General features: G+C 55.1%; 14 protein-coding genes and 1 pseudogene. 1 reads left to right on the top strand and 14 read right to left on the bottom strand.

Annotated elements, in window-relative coordinates; translation table 11 throughout:
- Positions 1-3: 3 nt before the first annotated feature.
- From QMO80_RS29260 to QMO80_RS29240, 5 genes are all read right to left on the bottom strand, one after another.
- A complete protein-coding gene (locus QMO80_RS29260) occupies positions 4-1221 on the bottom strand; it encodes an LL-diaminopimelate aminotransferase (protein ID WP_081277766.1) in 1218 nt (405 codons plus the stop codon).
- Positions 1222-1298: 77 nt separating this feature from the next.
- A complete protein-coding gene (locus QMO80_RS29255; protein WP_004671529.1) occupies positions 1299-2468 on the bottom strand; it encodes an ABC transporter substrate-binding protein in 1170 nt (389 codons plus the stop codon).
- Positions 2469-2591: 123 nt separating this feature from the next.
- The gene (locus QMO80_RS29250) at positions 2592-3713 is read right to left on the bottom strand and encodes an LLM class flavin-dependent oxidoreductase (RefSeq protein ID WP_011053356.1); all 1122 of its coding nucleotides are present in this window, start codon (positions 3711-3713) and stop codon (positions 2592-2594) included.
- A 60-nt stretch (positions 3714-3773) separates the two neighbouring features.
- Complete coding sequence (locus tag QMO80_RS29245) at positions 3774-4181, bottom strand: carboxymuconolactone decarboxylase family protein (RefSeq protein WP_004671531.1); 408 nt, start codon at positions 4179-4181, stop codon at positions 3774-3776.
- A gap of 72 nt (positions 4182-4253) precedes the next feature.
- Positions 4254-4763 carry a flavin reductase family protein gene (locus QMO80_RS29240; RefSeq protein WP_008534378.1) on the bottom strand — a complete coding sequence of 170 codons (510 nt, stop codon included), beginning with the start codon at positions 4761-4763 and terminating at the stop codon, positions 4254-4256.
- Positions 4764-4897: 134 nt separating this feature from the next.
- On the opposite strand from QMO80_RS29240, the gene QMO80_RS29235 reads away from it, so the two are divergent.
- Positions 4898-5665: an SDR family oxidoreductase gene (locus QMO80_RS29235; RefSeq protein ID WP_004671535.1), complete on the top strand. Its 768-nt coding sequence runs from the start codon at positions 4898-4900 to the stop codon at positions 5663-5665.
- 495 nt (positions 5666-6160) lie between these two features.
- Here QMO80_RS29235 and QMO80_RS29230 read toward each other — a convergent pair.
- The 9 genes and pseudogenes from QMO80_RS29230 to QMO80_RS29190 form a co-directional block, all read right to left on the bottom strand.
- Positions 6161-7192 (bottom strand): annotated as a pseudogene (locus tag QMO80_RS29230) (IS256 family transposase); the annotation flags it as partial.
- Positions 7193-7381: 189 nt separating this feature from the next.
- Entirely contained in the window at positions 7382-8611 is a 1230-nt protein-coding gene (locus tag QMO80_RS29225) for an alpha/beta fold hydrolase (RefSeq protein ID WP_008534369.1), read from the bottom strand.
- A 129-nt stretch (positions 8612-8740) separates the two neighbouring features.
- Positions 8741-9430, bottom strand: coding sequence for a GntR family transcriptional regulator (locus tag QMO80_RS29220; protein WP_004673291.1), 690 nt, complete (start codon positions 9428-9430; stop codon positions 8741-8743).
- Between the two features lie 120 nt (positions 9431-9550).
- Positions 9551-10345: an N-acyl homoserine lactonase family protein gene (locus QMO80_RS29215; RefSeq protein WP_018247149.1), complete on the bottom strand. Its 795-nt coding sequence runs from the start codon at positions 10343-10345 to the stop codon at positions 9551-9553.
- Complete coding sequence (locus tag QMO80_RS29210; protein ID WP_004673287.1) at positions 10345-11472, bottom strand: zinc-dependent alcohol dehydrogenase family protein; 1128 nt, start codon at positions 11470-11472, stop codon at positions 10345-10347. The genes QMO80_RS29215 and QMO80_RS29210 overlap by 1 nt, the downstream gene beginning before the upstream one ends.
- Positions 11473-11484: 12 nt before the next feature.
- Positions 11485-12381, bottom strand: coding sequence for an MBL fold metallo-hydrolase (locus tag QMO80_RS29205; RefSeq protein WP_237350508.1), 897 nt, complete (start codon positions 12379-12381; stop codon positions 11485-11487).
- Positions 12382-12721: 340 nt separating this feature from the next.
- On the bottom strand, positions 12722-15280 hold the full coding sequence (locus QMO80_RS29200) for an EAL domain-containing protein (RefSeq protein ID WP_004673285.1): 2559 nt from the start codon (positions 15278-15280) through the stop codon (positions 12722-12724).
- A gap of 431 nt (positions 15281-15711) precedes the next feature.
- Complete coding sequence (locus QMO80_RS29195; protein ID WP_008534366.1) at positions 15712-16911, bottom strand: ABC transporter substrate-binding protein; 1200 nt, start codon at positions 16909-16911, stop codon at positions 15712-15714.
- 184 nt (positions 16912-17095) lie between these two features.
- Complete coding sequence (locus QMO80_RS29190) at positions 17096-19609, bottom strand: methyl-accepting chemotaxis protein (protein ID WP_008534365.1); 2514 nt, start codon at positions 19607-19609, stop codon at positions 17096-17098.
- Positions 19610-19612 lie beyond the last annotated feature (3 nt).

The raw sequence follows: 19612 nt of genomic DNA, 5'->3' as shown, positions 1-19612 counted from the left end.
CTTTCACTGATTCATTACGTTGATTTCAAATTTCTCGTCGCCGCTAAGCCAGCGTTTGATGTTGCGCGCAGCCTGGCGGATGCGGTGTTCGTTCTCGACGAGCGCCAGACGGACGTAGTCGTCGCCCATTTCGCCGAAGCCGATACCCGGTGCAACGGCGACGTCGGCCTTCTCGACCAGCAGCTTGGAAAACTCCAGCGAACCGAGATGACGGAACTTTTCCGGGATCTTTGCCCAGGCGAACATGGTGGCAGCCGGCGGCGGCACGTCGAAGCCGGCCTTCCCGAAGCTTTCGACCATGACGTCGCGGCGACGCTTGTAGACGTTGCGAACCTCCGCAATGTCGGAACCGTCGCCGTTCAGCGCATGGGTCGCGGCCACCTGGATCGGCGTGAAGGCGCCGTAGTCGAGATAGGACTTGACGCGGGTGAGCGCCGCGATCAGCCGCTCGTTGCCGACGGCAAAGCCCATGCGCCAGCCGGGCATGGAAAAGGTCTTCGACATCGAGGTGAATTCGACGGTCACATCCATTGCACCCGGCACTTCGAGAACCGATGGCGGCGAAGCGCCGTCGAAGTAGATCTCGGAATAGGCAAGGTCGGAAAGCACGATGATGTCATGCTTCTTGGCGAAGGCGACGACGTCCTTATAGAAATCGAGCGTCGCGACGAGGGCCGTCGGGTTCGACGGATAGTTGAGGATCAGCGCCAACGGCTTCGGGATCGAATGCCGGACCGCCCGCTCCAGCGGCGGGAAAAAGCTCTCATCCGGCTCAACCGACATCGAGCGGATCACGCCGCCCGCCATCAGGAAACCGAAGGCGTGGATCGGATAGGTCGGGTTCGGGCAGAGGATCACGTCGCCGGGCGCGGTGATCGCCTGCGCCATGTTGGCGAAGCCTTCCTTGGAGCCCAAGGTGGCGACCACCTGGGTATCCGGGTTGAGCTTGACACCGAAACGGCGGGCATAATAGGCGGCCTGGGCACGGCGCAGCCCCGGAATGCCCTTGGAGGAGGAATAGCGGTGGGTGCGCGGATCCTGCACGACCTCGCACAGCTTGTCGACGATCGACTGAGGAGTGGGAAGGTCGGGGTTTCCCATGCCGAGATCAATGATATCGGCGCCGCCCGCTCGCGCGCTTGCTTTCAAACGGTTGACCTGTTCGAAAACATAAGGCGGCAAACGTTGAATTCTGTGAAAGTCCAGCACACTATTTCCAATCAAATCGCAGATACCTCCCGCGCCGATTATAGAAACCGACGCGGGAGGCTGGGAGGTCTCCTTCCGGAGAACATTCATTACTTCTTCGGCCGCCAAGCTAACGGATCTTCAGGACGTTCGAAGTAGTTTGCAGCGACGTCTGCAGGCCACCAGCCGTTGTTCTTCGGCTCGATCCAATCCGTGGAATTGGGATCGCAATCTTCCTTCAGCACTTCCTTCACGTCATCAATGGTGTAAGGAAGCGCAGGACGAAGAATCGACTGGATCTTTGGTCCCTGGCCTTCGAGCGTTCGCATCATGACGTCCCACACAAGGCGGGCATCAGACCGCGGCGGCCAGAAATGGAAGCTCTTGCTTATGAAATCAGGGTTCTTACGCCAGTAGCAGGCTGCCGAAGCCTCACCCCCGAGCACGATAGGCATCATGTCGCGGCCGGATTGCTGTACTGCGTTCACGACACCGTTTTCTGAAGCGGACTGAACGAGAATGCCATTAACCTCAGCAAGATTGGTGGCAAGAAACTTCTGAACCTCAACCTGGGCGACCTGGTCGGTCCATTTGCCAGCTATCGTGCCTACAATTTTGATACCGGGGAATTTATCGAACGCGTTCTTCGCGCCGATGTCGAAGCTGTCCGATGATGCGAAACCGGGGATGCCCGATACCATCAGGACGTTGCCTTTTTCACCGATTTCCTTGGCAAGCCATTCAGCAGCCTTGTAGCCACCGTCGGTGTTATTCTCTGTGGCATTGATTGCGTAGGGTGATGTGACATAGCCCGAGACTGAGAAGACTGGCACGCCTTTCGAATGAGCATACTCTATGGTCTTGTTAAGTGCGGTAATGTTCGAGCAGCAAATGACGATCGCATCAACACCGTCGTCAACCATCTGCCGCATCTGCTGGATTTGGACAGCGTCTTTGAGGTCAGACTGCGTGACGATTAGATCGGAGACTAGGCCTGCTTCCTTATATCTCGGAAGCAATACGTTGGTGAATTCGTCCAGGATGTTCGCGCGCCAGGTATTACCGGCATATGTGGATGCATAACCAATTTTCCACGGCGGTGGACGTTTTGGAACAAAATCTTTGTACACCGTCCCCCCGAGCGGAATGGCGGGATCGATATTCTCGTAAAGCGCCTTTTGGTCCGGCGGCAACGAATCGAGGCCGTCAGCCTTCGCCACGCCGTTCATGTGATAAAGGCTCGACAGCGTAAAAAGCGCTGCAACGATTTTCTTCAGCATTCAGGGCCTCCTCCCCTTGTGGTTCCGCTCAACCGCCGGCCCCTTTGGCCGCCAGCCGCGAAAATCCTGCCAGAATCTGGCAGAGTTCGTGTCGGGACGGCAATCGCCGTCCCGAGGACTGGTTCAGTTGCGCAGACCGGCTTGCTTGAGCAGCGGCATGACACGGTCGTTAAAGAAGGGAAGTTCCTCGTTGTAATCGACCATTGTCAGCAAGGCGCCGTTGACGCCTGTATTGCTGAGATCCACGAGCTTGTCGGCGACTTGTTCTGGATTGCCGACGATCGGGTATCCACCCCAGCCAGCGACGAAGCGTTCCTTGAATTTTTGATACATTTCGGCAGAATGGTTTTGAGATTGCACCTGCAGAACTTCACAGATGTTCTCGCATGCCTCCCAGTCACCCTTCTGGTTGACGTAGTAGTCGTAGTATTCCTTTGCTTCCTTCTCCGTTTCGCGAACGATAACGGGGCAAGCTGTGAATGTGCCAAGATCACGGTTATATTCAGTACGCGCCAGGTCCTTCACCTTTTTGACCCAGGCAGCGCCGGATTCCATGTCTTGCATGAAGCCGAAGTTGAAGTCGCAGAACTTGGCGGTGAAATGCAGTCCCTTGCCCGAGGCGCCGGCGCAGATCAGGAGCGGGCGACCCGCCTTGTTGTAGGGTTTGGGTTCACTGAAGGCGTCTTTGACTTTGAGGAACTCGCCTTCGAAGGTAACGCCATTGCGTTTCCAGAGCGTCTCGACGATATCCATCCATTCAGTGGCGTATTCATAGCGGGTGTCGTGCTCCATCATAGGAACTCCGAACATTTCCATTTCGGGAGTGAACCAGCCGGTAACGAGATTGAGGCCGTATCGACCCTTCGAGATGTGATCGATTGTTGTCGCCATCTTGGTTGCAACAATCGGGTTTAGCGTCGGAATGTGAGTCGTTGAGAAGAACTGGAGCTTCGTGGTGACCGCCGCGAGAGCGGCCGCCCAGGTGAACGTATCCATGTTCACGCCATTGAAGTTTGAAGGACCGCCAAAACCACGCCAGCGTGCAATCGGCACCATGCATTCCCAACCGGCTGCCTCAAGCTTCTTTGCAATCTCGACGTTGTGGTCGAAGGTAGGTTCGAACGTTGTCTCAGCGAGCGTAATCGCGCATGCATTCGAGCAATTCGTGCCAAATACGCCGAGCTTGAGCTTGTTATCATTGAACATTGGGTTTCCGGCAGCGCGGAAATCGTCTTGTGCGGTCACTGTAGTCCCTCCTCGGGCTGGCAACGGATGATGCTCAGCCCACTCAAATGCGTTGAATAACTAGATGCCCATCTCGTCGAAAACTTCCGCTGCCACGCGGAAGCTGTCGATGGCCGCAGGAACACCGCAGTAAATCGAAACCTGGAGGAAAACCTCCCGAATTTCCTCTTTGGTAAGACCGTTGTTGATTGCTCCGCGAACATGCAGTTTCAGCTCATGCGGACGATTGAGGGCCGAAATCATCCCGAGATTGAGGATGCTGCGCTGCTTGCGCTCCAGGCCCGGCCGATTCCAAATCGCGTCCCAGCAGTATTCTGTGACGAGGGTTTGCATCGGCCAATTGAAGTCGGTGGCTTTGCTGACCGACGCATCAACATAGCCCCCCCCCAAGACTTCGCGCCGGGTCTTTAGTCCGCGCTCAAAGCGCTCTGTGACTTCACGTCCATGAATTTCTCTTGCGGGTGCCATATTGCTCACGCTTTTCTCCTTGCCGCCCTTGGGCTTTCGATGAGTGATGTGATTGGTGGTTAAAGCCACCTACTATGCGGCCGATCCACTGATGGACGACGACCTGACGAGTTGACCGTTTTCGTAGAGAAGCGGCGCGATTGACTCGATGAACCGTGCTTCGAGCACTTCTCCGAGCACAACATCATGCGTTCCAACGTGAACGACATCTTTTAGCTTGCAGACAAACGCCGCCTGCGCATCGGACAGGACCGGCATGCCGTCGAGAGACAGCCACTCGCCGTAATGAAAGCGCTCTTCACCCTTCAATTGCCCACTGAACAGCGGCACAAGATCGGCATGTGAAAGATGCAGCATGTTCACGGCGAACTTCCCGGAGATCTTCAAAGGCTGATTCACCGAAGCCGATTGGTTGATGCAGACAAGAACAGTTGGTGGGTCCGCGGTAACCGACTGGACCGCGGTGGCGGCCATGCCATGACGGACCCCGTTGAGTTCGGTCGTGATCAAGCAGATGGTTGATGTGAACCGACGCATAGCTGCCTTAAAAGCCAACTGCGCCTCAGTGCTGGTATCGGCCATATTGTCCTCCCACGGCCAAATTCGATCGAGCCTAGATAAACAGATCAGCAGACAATCTGTCAACTGGATTTTCACAATTGACAGATTGTCTGCTAAAATGTCTTCTAAGGCACCCAAAAATGAGGAGATGGTCGATGGATTTGAATCAAAGAGTTTGTATCGTCACAGGGGGCGGCAGCGGCATTGGTCGTGCGACAGCCGAGCTTTTCGCAAAGAACGGCGCCTATGTGGTTGTTGCTGATGTCAATGAAGACGCCGCGGTTCGTGTGGCGAACGAGATCGGCTCGAAGGCTTTCGGTGTTCGCGTCGACGTCTCGTCCGCCAAGGACGCGGAAAGCATGGTTGAGAAGACGACCGCAAAGTGGGGCCGGGTCGACGTGCTCGTCAATAATGCCGGGTTCGGAACGACGGGGAATGTGGTGACCATTCCTGAAGAAACTTGGGACCGGATTATGTCCGTAAACGTCAAAGGGATCTTCCTTTGCTCAAAGTACGTCATTCCTGTTATGCGACGGAACGGCGGAGGTTCGATCATCAATACGACTTCCTACACCGCAACCTCAGCAATCGCGGACAGGACTGCCTACGTAGCATCGAAAGGAGCAATATCTTCGCTGACGCGCGCGATGGCCATGGATCATGCGAAAGAGGGAATTCGTGTCAACGCGGTCGCTCCAGGGACAATCGACTCTCCTTACTTCACGAAAATCTTCGCCGAAGCGAAGGACCCCGCGAAGCTTCGCAGCGATTTCAACGCCCGTGCCGTCATGGATCGGATGGGGACAGCTGAAGAGATTGCTGAAGCAATGCTTTTTCTTGCGTCCGATCGTTCGAGGTTCGCGACCGGTAGCATTCTGACGGTCGATGGCGGCTCCTCGATCGGAAACCACCTGGTCAAGTGAAGGAAAGGGCGGCACTCGTCATGCCCTTACATTTGAGGCAGGAACACCGGGTATAAGGCTCCAGCCTCGTTGATCATTGACGTGTTCCTAACCCGTCAATGACAGCACAGAGCTGTTGGCCTAGGCGCAGCTCTTGTCGGACTTGCGGCACGCTCCAGCAAATATGATAGAGAAGGAGAAGGACTGCCGGCGACAACTAGATCTAACAGCGGAAACTGGATCAAGGACATTTCGCAATTTTTGTCGAATAACCCCACGATGTCGGTCAGATGACGTCATGCGAGTGCCGACCTTCCGGAATAGCCGCATGCTGGTTCCGAATGCCCTCTATCGCAACGCTGTCGGCATAAGTTTAGTCCGGAATACAAGGTGATACGATCGTGTCCCGGGAGGTGGTGTAGGTCGCGGCTGATGGCCGTGCTTTCCCGACATGGGTCGGAAGGGGATATCAGCGTGCCACAGCGGGGCAGGCTGATTTGGGGCTCATCTCATTTGGGCCATGGTCTCAAGCGTCATATACTTGGCGCGTTGAACGGCCCATTCGTCATTCTGTTCGAGCAGCAGTGCGCCGACGAGACGGACGATGGCTTCGTCGTTCGGAAAGATGCCGACGACCTCGGTGCGTCGCTTGATTTCGCCGTTGAGACGCTCAATTGGATTCGTCGAGTGCAGCTTTGCCCGGTGCTCTTTCGGGAAGGTCATGTAGGCGAGCACGTCCTCTTCAGCGTCGTCCATGATGGTGGCAAGCTTCGGCACTTTCGGCCTGATTTGATCGGCGACACTGCGCCATTGTGCGGCTTGCTGCCTCCGGGGTCTCCTGGGCAAAGGCCGTCGCGATGAAGGCGGATACGACCCGCCTGCCGCTCTTTCCAGCATGCGCGAGCACGTTCCTCATGAAGTGAACCCGGCACCTTTGCCAAGTGGCATTGAGAACCTTGGAAACGGCAGCCTTGATGCCCTCATGTGCATCAGAGACAACCAACTTCACCCCGCGTAGACCGCGGCGCGTTAGCCTGCGCAGGAATTCCGTCCAGATCGGTTCGGCCTCCGAGGTGCCAACTTCCATACCCAGGACCTCGCGCCGACCGTCGTTATTGACGCCGACCGCGATAATGACGGCGACTGAGACGATGCGGCCGCCACGCCGGACCTTGAGATAGGTCGCATCCACCACAGGTCGTCGACAGAACGAGTCGAGATTCCCTGGATATACGCTTCCTGGATAACGGCCGTCAGAGCTTTCTCTGCCATGCGGCGCGGTTCAAGGAAGCTCGGAAAGTAGCTGCCTTTGCGCAGCTTCGGAATGCGAAGCTCGACGGTGCCAGCCCGCGTCTCCCAATCGCGGTCACGGTAGCCATTGCGTTGAGTGAGCCGCATGGGGTTCTTCACACCGAAGTCAGCACCCGTAGCCGAGCCGACCTCCAACTCCATCAGCCGCTCGGCGGCAAAGCCAATCATCTCACGCAACAAATCTGCATCGGCACTCTTCTCAACAAGGGAGCGCACGTTCATCATGTCATTGGTCATCGGTGATCTTTCCGTCAGGTTGGTCTTGAACAACCCGACCCTAGCGGAAAACACTGATGGCCGCCCGCAAAGCCGATCACCCGCTACAGCGCAACGAGAAGCGCGCGGGCGCTCGGCTTTACTCCCTACCGTCACCTACGCCACGTACTGGGACACGATCGGTAAATGGCCAACGCGGTTGCTTTGTGATCAGCCGTTATCTTCGACGAACCGAATAGCGTCTTGCAAGAAGCTCCGGAAATAGTCAGGATTTTCGCACATCGGAAAGTGCCCAAGCCCCTCCATAACGACATGACGGCTGCCAGGAATGAGGGCCGCTAGCGCTGCTCCGTCTGCAGGCGTCGCAGAGTAGTCATAGGTCCCGGAGAGAAGAACGGTCGGTGTTCGCTTGGCATCAATCTTCGGACCGACGACGGCACCGTCGAACTCGTCGCTGTAGAACGAAAGATCGCCGGGATAAACTCCAGGAGCACCCTGCGAGTAGATCCAACTGGCGCGGCGTCGCTCTTCTTGCGGGCTGAGCGGGCTCATGATTCCGCGGACATAGGCTGAGTTATGAAGCGACCCATGAACGTTGACGTTGTGTTGAAAGGGGTTGCGACGGCCCTTTGACTTCAACGGCGGCTCGACCGCAATTACACCCATTAGACGTTCCGGTCGCTCCGCCGCCAGCACCATGCACATCGCCGCGCCCATAGATCCTCCAACGACGATAGCTCTGTCTCCGACGAGCTGGTCGAGTATCGCCGTGCACCAGGTCAGGTAGAGATCCGTTGTGAGTTGATAGGGCGAGCCGTCCCAAGTTAAAGGAGGCATCGAACGTCCGTGAAACGGCAGATCAACTGAGATCAATCGGTTCGTACGCGCAAACCCAGTGTCGGAGAGTTGCGGTAGAAACTGACGGCCGTCTGCGCCAGCCGTATGGAGGAAAAGGATAGGAGTTCCTGCACCGGCTTCCTCGTAAAAGATATCGTGTTCTACGCCGCCGACCTCTACCCGCTTATAGCGTCCGGTGACCTGTTCAATATTTCGATCGACCTTCGGCGCAACTAGGGGCGGAGACGCTACGACGATTTCGAACAGTCGCTCCAGAGCGGGACGCGCTTGAGCGATTGCTACGGGCGAACCAGATAACGTGAACTCAGGGTTAGCGAGTTGAAAGGCGGTGAACGAATGGTAGGTTGCCGGCGGCGGCACCTGCATAACCTTTTCCCAAGCTCCTTCTGGGGCACTCAGTATGACGTCAGCATTTTCGTCCGCGCCGTCCAGTGCGACTATCCCGCCTCCCACAGCAAGTGATGACTTTTCTGGTCCAACTTGCAACGAGATCCGTGTTGTAAGACCTGGGGTCAGTCGCGGTAGCTCCGGATCTTCGATCGCCAGGGTTACGCGTTTAATCAGCTCGGCATGGGCGCCCATACGTCCTCCCTAACAAAATGATGTTGTTGGGAAGCCGCACTTCCTGTGTCTCACCTCCCATAAGAGAGGTAAGCAGATTTTCAGACAATCTGTCAACCTTAGCCGTCGCCTGAACTTCGTTTTGTGGAACTACTCGGAGGTTTCGACGGGGTTCTTGCTCAAGTAGTCCAACGCCACCTTAGCCGCGATTTCGATATGGCGCTTGCAAAGCGCGGCTGCCCTGTCGCCATCACGCAACGCAATAGCGGCCGCAATCTCTCTTATTTCGAAAACGCTGTTCTGCAGCCGCCCTGGCTGGGTCATCGATGTCATCCGCAACAATGTGACCCGGTTGTGCAACGACGTGAGCATTTGCTTCACAAACACGTTCTTGCTGCCGGTCATCAAACAATCGTAAAAAGCGGTCTTGGCTTCGATGATCCGCGTTCCGGAACCGCTCTTGGCTGCGGCTTCGAACGCTTCCACGGTCTCGAGGAGAGCAACGATCTCTTCATTCGAACCGTTCTCGGCGAACTCCTGGCCGGCAAAGCTTTCAAGCAGCGCGCGTACACTATAAAGCTGCCTAGCCTCCTCGTAGCTGATAGTGCTGACAACCGGCCCCCGATGCGGATAGCTAGTAATAAGCCCTTCAGCTTCTAACTGGCGTAGCGCCTCGCGAACTGAAGTTCGGCCAACCCCGATAAGTTCGCACAACTCGCGCTCCACCAGCCGCTGCCCGGGCTTGAAACGGCCACTTGAAATAGCCTGCCGGAGCTTATCCTCAACAAGGATTCGAAGAGAGGCGTTTTGACGTCTAATCTGGAGGTCGATCGTTCCCATTCACAACAAACCTTCGATGAAATTTCTAGTGACGCACAGAATCAATATACTGCCGGAGCGTTTCGTAGGACAACCCGATTGTCTGCAAACAGCAAAAAATTTCAATCGGTTTATTGTGGGTCACAGGAGAACTCTAGCGAACTGGAGGTCTGGCGCAAGGGGAGAAAATTTCTGTAGCACCTCAGGGTCATGACCCGGAATGATGAGTCCGTTTGCTCCGGCAAGGACGCGGAGCTTGTTGTAACCCTCGATGACCTCTAGGTAATCTGCAAACAGGGGAAACGCGCCGTCATTTTCAAGATAGTGCTGGAAATGAAGCGCGTCGGAAGCGATAACCAGCAAAGCGCCGCCTGTTGCCACCGTAACAACTTGCAAACCTTTCGAGTGACCGCCAACCAGATGCACCCTGCATCCAGGAACAATTTCCCCATCCCCATCATGGAACCGTACCCGTGACTGAAAAACGAGCCGGACCGCGTCGACGACACCTTCTGTAGCAAAAGGCCGACGCATTCGCTCATGGCACATACACCGCCCCGTTCCATACGCCATCTCCCGATCCTGAATGTGAAAAGTGGCGTTAGGAAAGGCCGGGAGGTTTCCGGCGTGATCGTAGTGCAGGTGTGTCACAACGACATCAGTAATTTCGCTGGATTTGATGCCAAGGCTGCTCAGTGCTGCCACCGGATGGATCAAGAGGGTCCGCCCTCTGGCCGCGCCCTCTCCGGCTTCGAAACCAGTGTCAACAAGAATTAATCGGTCCTCGAGACGGATCAGCCACACGAAGTAGTCGATTTGTGATGGACGATCATGAATGTCATTCGTCTCTAGTATCAGGTCACTTACTGGTCTTTGCGCGGTGCCGTAATGGATGGCGAGCACTGTCCACTCGTTCAAGAGAATTCTCCCCGCCATCAGTCCATCAAGACTAGGTGTCGATTGATCTCGGCCCTGTCAAGACGGTCGAAAACCTCATTGATCTCATCAAGGGGGCCAGTGCTCGACAGCAATTTGTCCACTGGCAGCTTACCTTTGAGGTAAAGGTCGATATAGCGGGGTATGTCGCGCGATGGCACGCAGGAACCCATATAGCTGCCCTTGATCGTTCTCTCCTCTCCGACCAACGGCAAGGGCGAAACCTCGAAACGGGAATTTGCGCTGGCCAGTCCGGCCGTAGCGGTCATCCCTCCGCGCCGGGTAATCTCATATGCAAGCTCGAATGCCTTTTTGGATCCAGCCATCTCTATCGCGTAGTCTACCCCGCCGCTTGTCGCGCCTTTTACTTGGGCAACAATATTCGGCGAGGTGGCCAAAAAAGTCTTCGTCGCTCCCAGCTCCTTGGCAAGATCCAGCTTCGCTTGGATTAGGTCGATCGCCACGATATCGCTTGCACCGCTCGCAACAGCGCCAAGTATCGCCGAAAGGCCTACGCCGCCGAGCCCGATTACCGCCACACTACGGCCTGGGCGGACCCCACACGTGTTCATCACAGCTCCAACGCCGGTCATAACGGCACAGCCGAAGAGAGCAGCTGTCGCCAAATCGATATCTTTGGTCACTTTGACTACCGAGCTCGCCGACACGACAGCATATTCGGAAAACGCAGAAACGCCGCTATGGTGGTTAATTTCGTATCCTCTCAAACGGATGTGCTTGCCGCCGGATAGAAGCGTTCCTGCAGCATTGGCCTGGTAGCCCGGTTCGCAGAGGCTGGCGCGGCCTTCAGCGCAATATGAGCAATGGCCACAAACCGGCAGAAATGACATGACTACATGGTCACCAACCTCAACCTTCTCGACACTCGGTCCGATTGCTGCGACGACGCCAGATGCCTCATGGCCTAGAGCGACTGGAAGCGGACGCGGTCTGTCCCCATTGATTGCGGACAGGTCAGAGTGGCAGACACCGGCAGCCTTGATCTTGACCAACACCTCCATGGGGCCAGGCGGCGTCAGTTCCACAAGCTCAATCTTAAGAGGTTTCGAATTTGAATAGGGCTTCGGCAGACCCGACTCCCTGAGGATTACCGAACGCATCTGCATCTTTGAAATTCCTTATCGATGTGCAAGCAACTGCATTGGAGAGGGGATATAGCGGAATCCGTCTCCGTTTCGCACCACATGCCCGGCACCTGGCCATGCGAAGTGATAGGACATTACCGCAATGCGATCTGTCGCCAGCATATCAAGCACGCGCGTGCGGGATCTAGCTGACAGCTTCGGGTCCGTGTCGTATCGGAATTCCATCATCGGCCTCTCCATCAACAGGATATGATGGTGCGTAAGGTCGCCGAGAAAACAGAGGCGATCGTTTCCCGACTGCAGCATAAAACAATGATGACCGAGCGTGTGGCCGGGGGCCGAAATCGCGTGAACGCCCGGCAAGAACTCCTCGCCGTCTTTGAAAAAGAAGGTCCGATCCTTGTGGGGAAGCAGGTTTCGCCGAGCGTTATCGATTTGAAATTGAAATGAAGAATCGATCGACGACCCGTCCGTCCAGTCCGTGAAGTCTCGCTCACTGATGAAGATGTCGGCGTTCGGGAAATTTAACCTTCCATTGGCATCGCACAGACCGCCGATATGATCGATATGGGCGTGCGACAGAACCACCGCATCGATCTCCGTCGGATCTCGACCTGCCTCTCTCAGGCTGGCTAGGAGTCGACCTGTGGTGGGCCCGAAAGCTTTGGAAGACCCCATCCCGGTATCAAATAGAATTGTTCTTCCATTTATCTCAACAAGCGGCACGTTTTGCTCGAGTACAACTTTGTTCGTTGGCAGGAAATTGTCCTCTAGCATCAGGCTGACCGTGCGTGGCTCTACCCCCAAGAAGTTCAGGCGAGGATCTCCTAGCTCTAACGGCCCGTCGGACAGTACCGTGATTTTTCCATCGCCAAATTCGAACGGATAAAAATACGGAAGCTTGGCCAGGTGATGCATACTAAGAGACACTGATTTTCCTCCCATCAGGTGCTTGGCGACATTTTTGGCAGATTGTATGATAATCTGTCAAATATTTTTGAAGAAAGCCATATCGAGAGCGACTGCCTTGCTTTAGGAGCCGGTGTACCGCGTTTTCCCCGGCCTACCGAATGCCGCGCAGTAGGAGCAGAGCATTCGAGAATGCGGCTCGCGGGGCCGCACAACGCATGGTCGTTGACCCAGCGTTGCCCCCTGTTCCGCGAAAAACCGCAGACATTCAGAGATTGACGAGGCTCAAGTTGAGTTGTCTCACAGCGCGCACCGCATCACCGTCCATCAGACAGGTGACATTTTCCCTTATTCGCGCTCATCATCGCGAAGCGGCGTAACGATCTGAAACGAAGCCGGTGGCGGACGCGCGCACCCAAAGAGCGATCAATTCCATCTTCGGCAGGGCCTTGCTGTAAAAGAAGCCTTGCGCCGAACCGCATCCGTTCGCTGCGAGAAATGCTGCCTGCTCGGCGGTCTCAACACCTTCCGCCACCACGTCCTGCCCAAGACATTGTGCAATGGACAGAATCGCTTTGACCAATTCTTCGTTCCTTTTGTCCGAGCTATTTATGAATGACCGATCGATCTTCAGCGTGTCGATCGGGAAGCGGGCTAGATAGTTGAGCGCCGAGTAACCGGTGCCAAAATCATCGATAGCAATCGAAAATCCCATTTGACGCAGCTTAAGAAGCGTCTGCAGGGTCTCGCCCTTCCGATCGAGAAGCAGACTCTCCGTGATTTCGATTTCGATCCATTCCGCGCGGCAACCGGTTTCACCGAGGATTGCAGCGATCTCGTTTACCAACCGTGAGCATTGGAATTGCTTACCCGAAAGGTTGACTGCAATCTTGTGCAGGTGGTGGCAATCGGCGTTCAGCTCCTTCGCCGTCTTGCACGCTTCACGCAGCACCCATCGCCCGAGTTCAACGATCAGCCCGGTATCCTCAGCGACCGGAATGAATCGAACCGGCGGAATCATGCCCATCTCGGGATGAGGCCATCTCAACAACGCTTCCGATCCTATCATTACGCCGCTGTCCAGAAGCACCTTGGGCTGGTAGTGCAGCTCCAATTCTTCGCGCTCGATAGCGCGGCGCAATTCAGATTCCAACTGCATGCGCTCCTCCACGCCCACAGTCAAATCCTTCGAATAAAAGCGAAAACTGTTTCTCCCCGAGCGTTTGGCAAGATACATCGCAGAGTCGGCGTATTTCACCAGATCGTTGACATCTGTGCTGTCGTCGGGCGAGATCGCGATGCCTACACTGCATGACACGTAGACTTCCTTGCCATCCAATAGGAAAGATTCCTTGAATCTCTCGAGGATCGAGCACGCAACCCAATCGAGATCGTCGGTTGTCTGGATTTCCGGCAACAGAATCGCGAACTCGTCGCCGCCGAGACGCGCAACCGTGTCGAGATCGCGGACAGATTTCTTAAGCCGGGTAGCGACCTGGCAGAGTAGTTGATCACCCACAGGGTGACCCATCGTATCGTTCACGACTTTGAAATGGTCGATGTCAATCAGCATTACCCCTGTCCGCCGACGTTGAGACGACGCGTCACTGACGACCTTTTGCAATCGCTCGTTAAACAGCAAGCGGTTCGGCAAAGAAGTCACCGGATCGTAAAAGGCCATTTGCCTGATTTTTTCCCGCGAGGCGTTCAGTTCCGTGACATCGCGAGAGACCCCGAGGACTCCTGTAACCTCTCCCCCGGCGCCGAGGACCGCAAGTTTACGTGTTTCGAGAAGAATGGACTGACCGTTCTCCGGGGAAACCACCCAATTCTCGTCGATAAGTATGCCACCGGCTTCGATCGTGGCCTCATCAGATTTTCCGGAAATGTGAGCTCTCTCAGCCCCGAACAATTCAAGGTCCGTTTTTCCAACGACCTCCGCCTCCGATTTCCCGGTCAGCCGCTCAAATGCATGATTGCACAACAGGTGTACGCCATCGACATTCTTTACCCAAACCATGTCAGGAATGGTTTGCAGCACACTTAGCAATTGCGTCCGCACGGAGTTGATGGCGTCTTCCGCCTGCCTTCGTTCCGTGACATCACGCGAAAATGCCAGGAGCGTGGTGGCGGCGTCAGGATCGGCGCTTGGTCGTCTAGCCACCGACAACTCGAACCATCGGGTCTCGCCGTTTGGCAAGGATACGCTAATGCATCGACCGTAGGCAACTCCTTCACTGCTTGCAGTTCGAAGCGCCTCCATTGCAATAGCCGCTTGATCAGGCGCAAGAACTTGGTCGACCGTCCTACCCAGTAGCATTTCCCGCTGCTGGGCTAGTAGTTCGGGATTTCTGGTCCAGACCTGAAGATATCGCCCATCCTCGTCGACCTCAAACAGAACGTCTGGAATAGCGGTGACGATCCCTTGGGCTAGTTCGAGAGCGTTTTTGAGTTCCTGCTCCGCCAACTTGTGTTCGGTTATGTCGATGATAACGCCAATCAGACCCGCGGGCTCGTCGTCGTGACCTCTGAAAACTGCCTTGTTGCAGACAACATCCAGGATGGCGCCGTTTGCGAGAGCGATCTTACGCTCGGAGACTTGGGCTCCACCCCTTTCAAGAAGGCCTTTCTCTTCAATAGAATAAATTTCCGCCAGTTGCGTTGAACTGAGATCAAAATCTGTATTCCCGATGATCTCGTCGCGCGAGCGACCGAGGAGATCTTCGAAAACCTTGTTGCAACCGACATAGCGACCGTGCAGATCTTTGAAGAAAATTGGGAGGGGCAACACGCCGATCAATGCTTCAAGCAGCGCTCCTCGGTCGGCTGAGGTATCATGATGCAGCGCTTCGTCTCTCCGGCGATTGCGCCTTTTCTGAAAAAAGGAGCGTTGCCAAAGCGGTTGTAAAGTCGAATTCATCGTGAAGCTCCTTACCGAGGGCCAAGACAGATGCATCATCCATCCGATCAGGAATTCCGGGAACGCCACCCAAATCATTCGAGCAACAAATTGATGCAGATATGTCAGTAAGGCGTCGAACCGCGCGTCGGCCTGAGCCGGATAGTGCGGTCGGAAATGAACTTTGCTTTCACATTCGAAGCAACAACCTTCGCGGCAGCACGTAGATTGAAAGGCGCAATGAGTATGTTGTCCCGTTTGGCGAGAGGAGGGCCGGAGTAAGAATGCTACCGCGGAGCAAATATGTTCGTTGGAACCGGATCGCTTGTCTCATGTCTCCTGAGGCGACCCGGGCATTTCCCAATTTGAACTGTCATTCCTTAGCGCAGCCTACCTTGCACGAGAGCCGATCATGAAGGCACCGCATTCCACACAGACCCCGCATGCGATCTTCAATCGGCCGGCTTCCAGGAGAGCGGATCCGCTGGGTTATCGAAATATTTAGCAGCAGCGCTGGCAGACCACCAAGCTGTATTCTTCGGCTCGATCCAATCCTCAGAGTTAGGATCGCAATCAGCTGGCAAATCCGCCATTACATCCTCTATGGTACTGGGAATTGCTGGCCGCAGGATTGTCTGAATTTTGGGGCCCTGTCCCTCAAGAGTTCGCATCATTACGTCCCATACGAAACCCGCCTCAGAGCGCGGCGGCCAGAAATGAAAACTCTTGCTTACGAAGTCGGGGTTCCGTCGCCAGTAACAGGCTGCCGAAGCTTCGCCCCCTAGAACGATTGGGATCATGTCGCGCCCGGACTGGCGCACCGCGTTGATAACACCATTCTCAGCTCCCGACTGAACGATAATACCATCAATTCGACCGGGATTCGCTGCAAGGAATTTTTGCACCTCGGCCTGCGCGACCTTGTCTGTCCACTTCCCGTCGACATGACCTACGATCTTTATCTCGGGATAATACTCCAGAGCCTTCTTTGCGCCGACGTCAAAGCTGTCCGAGGAGGCAAAGCCGGAGATCCCCGAAACGAGAAGCACATTGCCACTTCCTTCGATTTCTTCAGCGAGCCACTTCGCCGCCTCAAACCCGCCTTGCATGTTGTTCTCAGTTGCGTTGACGGCGAACGGCGATGTTACGTAACCAGAGTACGAGAACACAGGCACTCCTTTTGAATACGCATACTCTATCGTAGGATTAAGCGCCGTGAGGTTCGAACAGCAGATAATAATTGCATCAACGCCGTCGTCTACCATCTGCCGCATCTGCCTGATCTGGACAGCGTCTTCAAGATTTGACTGGGTGACGATGAACTCGGAGACCAGCCCCGCTTTCTTGAAAGCTGGAACAATCTTGTTTGTGAACTCATCAAGAATACTCGCACGCCAAGAATTGTCAGCATATGTCGATGCGTACCCAATTTTCCACGGCGGTGCTCGCTGTGCCTTAAACGTGCGGAAGACAGATTCACCTGTAGGCAACTTTGGATCGAGCAACTCGTAGGTTTTTCGTTCCTCCCGCGGCAATTCCGTAAGGCCACCGGCGGCCGCTACAGAAGGGATCACCAAGCCGGTGATTAGAATAATGGCTCTTGTAATTTCACGTATGCGCACGGATTTGATACCTCTCGTGTCTCTGAGCATTGCAAAGCAGTTGATCTCTTGAAGGTTGATCGGCTCTAGGTGGGTTTTTTACAGTCAGACGGGCGGCGAAAGGGAGACCAAGAGCCTATGGCCGGATTTCGCTTCCGTAAGCGGATTTCCCTTCAGTAGAACGCCGCTATCACAGTGGCCATCCGACGCGTGGCAGTCCCGTTCGATGCGTAGCTTACGCCACTAACCTAACCCGACGCGTCGACTTATCTTCGGTCAATTTGAATGAAGCGAGCCGCTCGCTGAGTTCGTTAGTCTGATCCGAGAGAGTCTTTGCCGCGGCATTTGTCTGCTCGGCCATGGCAGCGTTTTGTTGTGTTCCCTGGTCAAGTACATTGACGTTATTGTTGATCTCGGCGAGGGACGCCGCTTGCTCGCGGCTCGAATTGACGATTTGATCAATCCGATCGGAAATCTTCAAGATCGACGCCGTTATGTTGTGTAACGCCTCACCTGCTTTCCCCACGTAATCTGAGCCGATCGCCACCTCCGAAGAGGATTCCGAAATCAGGTGGCGAATCTCGCGGGCTGCAGCTGATGATTTCTGGGCAAGTTCGCGCACTTCCTGGGCTACGACTGCAAAACCCTTTCCGGCATCTCCAGCACGAGCCGCCTCGACACCAGCATTTAGTGCCAAAAGATTTGTCTGGAACGCAATCGTATCGATCAAACCAATGATTTGGCCGATCTTGTGGGACGCGTCTTCTATTCTGCCCATTGCGTTGATCGCATCGGTCACAATGGTTGCCGCACCCTCGGCGTGTTCTTTAACAACGGACACGAAAGCCTGGGTTTCATAGGCATTCTCGGATGATTTTCTGACCGTGACCGTCACCTGTTCGACGGCGGCCGCAGCCTCCTCCAGTGAGGCGGCTTGCAATTCAGTTCGCCGCGACAGATCATCTGAGGCTTTGAAAAGCTCGCTGGTTCCCCATTGAATTTGATTGGTATTCTCGTCGATATGAGACACTGTCTCTCTCAGGATCGAAAGCGAGTGATTGAAATCGCGCCTCAGCGGCTCAAGATTGGGATGGAATTGGCGGTCAATTTCTTGAGAGATGTCGCCACGCGCCAATCGAGATAACGCCTCTCCTAGAATGGTGACGGCAGTTGCGACCTCCTCCTCCATCTGAGCGCGTTCGCGTTCACGATCCATCCGCTCCTGTTCAACGGTTTTCCTATCGGCTTCCGTTCGTGTCTCGATGTCCATCTTCGAGACAGCATTTTCACGGAAAACCTCGAGTGCGCGAGCCATTTCACCTATTTCGTCTCTCCGGTCACGTCCGACAATCTGCGATCGAAGATCGCCCTTTGCCAGCTCTTGCATGCGCTTCGCGATCCGTTCGATCGGGGCGCGAAGTGTCGCCATCAGGCCGGCGCCAGCCGCCAAGGCTACCAAGACGCCGGACACTGTGGCGATAGTTGACAGCAAGCGGGCAAGATTGCTTTCATTGCGAGCATCGTTTTCCTGAGTTGCTGCAAAAGTTACGAGGTTTTTCCAGATCTCCTGACCGGTTTTGTCCGCCTCAGAATATTGCGCTTGGCGGGCTTCCGCTATCTTGACCAGCTTCTCTGTGTTCTCTTGGATAGAATCCACCTGGGCGAATAGATCTTCCTGCATTTTATCGAAGCCAGATATCGAGCTGGCAACGCCTCCAACTGCCACGGTGTCACGCGCCAATTTTGTAAGTTGCTCAACGAGGCGCTGCTGATTCTCTGCGTTGGCTGTACGGAACAGGTTATTGATTTCGATTTCGATCGAATCGGCGTCCTGGCCGATCGTTGTCGCCGTCGCAACAAGCATTTCGGAATCCGTCAACGCTTTATCCAACGCCCGGATCGCATTTGTTCCTTCAATCATGTGCTGGATCGCATCCACTCGCAGGTTCGTCGCAAAGCTCTGTAGGTCAGAGCCGGCAAGCCGTGTGGAAGGGTCGACAAATTCGGGGTTGGCGATTAGCTTGGCGATAGTCCTCTCAATTTTAGTAACGGCCTGCTCGTCAGCAGTCGAGACTACCCGCTTAACTGTTTTTAGCGACTTTTTGATCACAAGCCCTTGCTGGGCGACAGTCGGAGGCTGCTTCGCTCCGTCCGGCAAGCTCACCAAGTCTTCCGCCATGTGTTGCATAACTGATGCCGTATCGAGTGAGCGGGTAGCCTCCCGGAGCATGGTTTTCCCGGAGTTCTCCTGATTGCGTACTTGTGAGCGCACATCAACCGCAGCCAATTTAAGGGCGCCTCCGACCTCCTTGATCTTCGACAAGTTGGAAACAATGTCGCTGCGAACGGATTCCTCGTCATTATGCAAAGACCACATGCGGCCGATGCTGCCCGAGATAACGGACATTGCCGATACACTGTTTTCGAGCGCACCAGTTTCGCTCCCGCTACCTGCCGCCGCTTCCTGGAGCGACTGCATGGTTGCGCTCTGCCCGTTTAAACTTGTCAGCGCCTCATCTCGGTACTCCGTTGAGCTTTGCGCCAAAAAGCGGTTCATGCTTTCCGCGACACTTCGAAACCCGCTCAAGGTCTGAAGAACCTCATTTGAAAGCCGAAGACGAGACTGAAGCAAGCCAGTTGCTTTTAAGCCGACCCCACCAACTGCCGCCAATATCAGGATCAAGGGTACAAGTACCAATAACACCTTTGCTCTTATGGTAAAGGTGGATAACAGGCGATCGACGAACATACT

It is taken from the genome of Rhizobium sp. BT03, from assembly GCF_030053155.1.
Classification (GTDB): domain Bacteria; phylum Pseudomonadota; class Alphaproteobacteria; order Rhizobiales; family Rhizobiaceae; genus Rhizobium.
The sequence above is the reverse complement of the archived record's forward strand: the minus strand, read 5'-3'. Positions and strand labels throughout refer to the sequence as shown.